Source organism: Amaricoccus solimangrovi (assembly GCF_006385685.1).
In the GTDB taxonomy this organism is placed as follows: domain Bacteria; phylum Pseudomonadota; class Alphaproteobacteria; order Rhodobacterales; family Rhodobacteraceae; genus Amaricoccus; species Amaricoccus solimangrovi.
The window spans coordinates 1-1,633 of the sequence record NZ_VFRP01000093.1 but is presented as its reverse complement, the minus strand read 5'-3'; the positions used below and the strand labels follow the sequence as shown (position 1 = coordinate 1,633).

Sequence of the window (1,633 nt, the reverse complement as noted above, 5' to 3'; positions counted from 1 at the left end):
TTCAGAGCAGCTTCTTGAGGTTGACGCCGGGATCTGCGAGCGCCTCGGGATCCGGCTTCGCGCGTTTCGCGATCATCATCTCGGCGAGGCGGATGTCCTTCGCGACCGCGTTGCCCCGGCCGATGCCCGAGGCCGCGAGCAGGCGCCCGTCGGCGGCGAGGTGGAAGATCACGAAGGCGCCGTCCTTGCCCTCGCGCCTCACATGGCTCACGGCGCCATCGGCCAGACCCGCGATCTGCAGCGTCATGTCGTACTGGTCCGACCAGAACCAGGGCACGATCGAGATCGGCTCGCCGCCGCCGAGGAGGTTGCGCGCGGCGAGGCTTCCCAGTTCCTGCGCCCCGCGCCAGCTTTCGAGCCGGACCCGCCGTCCGTCATAGAGCGGAAGCGGGAAGGAGCAGCAGTCGCCGGCGGCGAAGATGCCCGGATCGGACGTGGCGAGCGTCGCATCGACGGCGATGCCGTTCTCGATCTCGAGCCCCGCCTCGGCCGCGAGTTCGACATTCGGCGTCGCGCCGATGCCGACCACGATCAGGTCCGCCGGAATCTCGGTCCCGTCGGCGAGCGTCACCCCGTCCGCGCCGATCGCCGCGATCCTGGCCTCGGTGAGGATGCGCGCGCCCTCCGCCGTGTGCCGGTCCTGGATGACCTGGGCGACCTCGGCCGGCACCGCGCGCGAGAGCAGGCGGGGCAGCGCCTCGATCACCGTGACCTCGGCGCCGAGCTTGCGCGCGGAGGCCGCGAGTTCGAGCCCGATGAAGCCCCCGCCGATGACGACGAGCCGCTTGCCCGGGCCAAGCTCGCCCCGGATGCGCGCGGCGTCGTCGAGCGTGCGCAGCGTCGCGACGCGCGGCCCCTCGGCGCCCGGGAGCGGCCGGGGCCGCGCGCCGGTCGCCAGCAGCAGCCGCTCGTAGGGAAGTTCGGAACCGTCGTCGCAGATGACCACGCTCCGGCCACGGTCGAGCGCATGCGCGCGGACCGAGCGGCGGAAGGTGATGCCCGCCTCCTCCAGCCGCTCGGCGCCGCCGATCCCCTTCGGGACCGGCGTCTCGGCCAGGATCGCGTCCTTGGAGAGCGGCGGCCGCTCGTAGGGATCGTGCCGCTCGGCGTCGAGCAGCGTCACCGGGCCGTCATAACCCGCCTCGCGCAGCGCGAGCGCGGCGCGCGCGCCGCATTCGCCTGCGCCGACGATGACCATGCCCGCCATCTCAGAGCTCGATCAGGACGTCGCCGTCCTCGACCTTGACCTTGTAGGTCTTGAGATTGACGCAGACCGGCGCGCCGAGCGCCTCGCCGTCGCGGTAGTCGAAGCGCCCGTTGTGCTTCGGGCACTCGATCACGTAGTCCATCACCAGCCCGTCCGCGAGATGGATCTTCTCGTGGGTGCAGAGCCCGTCGGTGGCGAAGAACTCGCCGTCGGGAGAGTGATAGATCGCGAAGGTGCGGCCGTCGTGGTCGAAGCGGGCGACGTCTTCCTCGTCGATCTCGTCGGTCGAGCAGGCGCGGATCCAGGGCATTCGGTTTTCCTCCGGGTTGGCTTTTTCTGGCTGTTTCCCGGGCGCGGGCTCCGCTCAGGCGGCGCCGAGCGCCTCGGCGTGGAAGTCCTCGCGATAGGGCTTCGCCGTCGCGGGAA

At 71.3% G+C, this 1,633-nt stretch carries 2 protein-coding genes; both read right to left on the bottom strand.

What is annotated here, in order from left to right; all coding sequences use genetic code 11:
• Position 1: 1 nt before the first annotated feature.
• Positions 2-1,207 carry an NAD(P)/FAD-dependent oxidoreductase gene (locus FJM51_RS23335; protein WP_140456480.1) on the bottom strand — a complete coding sequence of 402 codons (1,206 nt, stop codon included), beginning with the start codon at positions 1,205-1,207 and terminating at the stop codon, positions 2-4.
• A gap of 1 nt (position 1,208) precedes the next feature.
• Positions 1,209-1,517, bottom strand: a complete 309-nt coding sequence (locus tag FJM51_RS23330) for a MocE family 2Fe-2S type ferredoxin (protein ID WP_140456479.1) — start codon at positions 1,515-1,517, stop codon at positions 1,209-1,211.
• Positions 1,518-1,633 lie beyond the last annotated feature (116 nt).

Excerpts from the sequence above, each read along its gene's own strand:
- FJM51_RS23330 (WP_140456479.1), bottom strand. The coding sequence starts at position 1,517 with ATGCCCTGGATCCGCGCCTGCTCGACCGACGAGATCGACGAGGAAGAC.
- FJM51_RS23335 (WP_140456480.1), bottom strand. The coding sequence starts at position 1,207 with ATGGCGGGCATGGTCATCGTCGGCGCAGGCGAATGCGGCGCGCGCGCC.